At 51.8% G+C, this 2500-nt stretch carries 1 rRNA gene (cut by a window edge); it reads left to right on the top strand.

What is annotated here, in order from left to right:
- Window positions 1-2432, top strand: a 23S ribosomal RNA gene (locus GQF02_RS15655); it begins 473 nt to the left of the window's first position.
- The last annotated feature ends 68 nt before the right edge of the window (window positions 2433-2500 follow it).

The following is a 2500-nucleotide window of genomic DNA, read 5'->3' as shown; positions in this document are numbered from 1 at the left end:
GCGAAAAGAACCCCGGGAGGGGAGTGAAATAGAACCTGAAACCTGATGCATACAAACAGTGGGAGCCCTTGAAAAATGGGGTGACTGCGTACCTTTTGTATAATGGGTCAGCGACTTACATTCAGTGGCAAGCTTAACCGAATAGGGGAGGCGCAGGGAAACCGAGTCCGAATAGGGCGAATCAGTCGCTGGGTGTAGACCCGAAACCGAGTGATCTATCCATGGCCAGGATGAAGGTGCGGTAACACGCACTGGAGGTCCGAACCCACTAATGTTGCAAAATTAGGGGATGAGCTGTGGATAGGGGTGAAAGGCTAAACAAACTCGGAGATAGCTGGTTCTCCCCGAAAACTATTTAGGTAGTGCCTCATGTATCACTTCCGGGGGTAAAGCACTGTTATGGCTAGGGGGTCATTGCGATTTACCAAACCATGGCAAACTCTGAATACCGGAAAGTGCGAGCATGGGAGACAGACGGTGGGTGCTAACGTCCATCGTCAAGAGGGAAACAACCCAGACCGCCGGCTAAGGTCCCAAATGATCAGTTAAGTGGTAAACGAAGTGGGAAGGCCCAGACAGCCAGGATGTTGGCTTAGAAGCAGCCATCATTTAAAGAAAGCGTAATAGCTCACTGGTCGAGTCGTCCTGCGCGGAAGATGTAACGGGGCTCAAACTGATAACCGAAGCCGCGGATCTATACGTCGTCAGTGTCGTATAGATGGTAGGGGAGCGTTCTGTAGGCCTGTGAAGGTGATCCGGAAGGATTGCTGGAGGTATCAGAAGTGCGAATGCTGACATGAGTAGCGATAATGGGGGTGAAAAGCCCCCACGCCGAAAGCCCAAGGTTTCCTACGCAACGTTCATCGGCGTAGGGTGAGTCGGCCCCTAAGGCGAGGCTGAAAAGCGTAGTCGATGGGAAACGGGTTAATATTCCCGTACTTTTATGTAGTGCGATGTGGGGACGGAGAAGGTTAGGTCAGCGGCCTGTTGGAATAGGTCGTTCAAGCCGGTAGGCGGAGAGATTAGGCAAATCCGGTCTCTTATTCAACGCCGAGAAGTGATAACGAGGGTCTACGGACCTGAAGTGACTGATACCACGCTTCCAGGAAAAGCCACTAAGCTTCAGCTACATAAGAACCGTACCGCAAACCGACACAGGTGGGCAGGATGAGAATTCTAAGGCGCTTGAGAGAACTCAGGAGAAGGAACTCGGCAAATTGATACCGTAACTTCGGGAGAAGGTATGCCTCTTTGGGTGTAGTAACTTGCTTACGAAGCTTAGAGAGGTCGCAGAGAATCGGTGGCTGCGACTGTTTAACAAAAACACAGCTCTGTGCCAACACGAAAGTGGACGTATACGGAGTGACGCCTGCCCGGTGCTGGAAGGTTAAGTGATGGGGTGCAAGCTCTTGATCGAAGCCCCAGTAAACGGCGGCCGTAACTATAACGGTCCTAAGGTAGCGAAATTCCTTGTCGGGTAAGTTCCGACCCGCACGAATGGCGTAACGATGGCCACACTGTCTCCTCCTGAGACTCAGCGAAGTTGAAATGTTTGTGAAGATGCAATCTACCCGCTGCTAGACGGAAAGACCCCGTGAACCTTTACTGTAGCTTTGCATTGGACTTTGAACAGACTTGTGTAGGATAGGTGGGAGACTATGAATCTGAGACGCTAGTTTCAGTGGAGTCGTCCTTGAAATACCACCCTGGTGTGTTTGAGGTTCTAACCTTGGTCCGTAATCCGGATTGGGGACAGTGCATGGTAGGCAGTTTGACTGGGGCGGTCTCCTCCCAAAGTGTAACGGAGGAGTTCGAAGGTTACCTAGGTACGGTCGGAAATCGTGCTGATAGTGCAATGGCAAAAGGTAGCTTAACTGCGAGACCGACACGTCGAGCAGGTGCGAAAGCAGGACATAGTGATCCGGTGGTTCTGAATGGAAGGGCCATCGCTCAACGGATAAAAGGTACTCCGGGGATAACAGGCTGATTCCGCCCAAGAGTTCATATCGACGGCGGAGTTTGGCACCTCGATGTCGGCTCATCACATCCTGGGGCTGTAGCCGGTCCCAAGGGTATGGCTGTTCGCCATTTAAAGTGGTACGTGAGCTGGGTTCAAAACGTCGTGAGACAGTTTGGTCCCTATCTGCAGTGGGCGTTGGAAGTTTGACGGGGGCTGCTCCTAGTACGAGAGGACCGGAGTGGACGAACCTCTGGTGTACCGGTTGTCACGCCAGTGGCATTGCCGGGTAGCTAAGTTCGGAAGAGATAAGCGCTGAAAGCATCTAAGCGCGAAACTCGCCTGAAGATGAGACTTCCCTGAGGACTTGATCCTCCTGAAGAGTCGTTCGAGACCAGGACGTTGATAGGTCGGGTGTGGAAGTGCTGTGAGGCATGAAGCTAACCGATACTAATTGCTCGTGAGGCTTGATCCTATCATTTGAGTGGCTTTGCTAAGATAAGCAGAGTTGCGAAGCAATACTTCTACCAAGGCATCCAGATA

The sequence above is a fragment of the Craterilacuibacter sinensis genome, from assembly GCF_009831765.1.
GTDB lineage: Bacteria > Pseudomonadota > Gammaproteobacteria > Burkholderiales > Chromobacteriaceae > Craterilacuibacter > Craterilacuibacter sinensis.
Note: the sequence above shows the minus strand (reverse complement) of the source record. Positions and strands in the feature narration are given on the sequence as shown.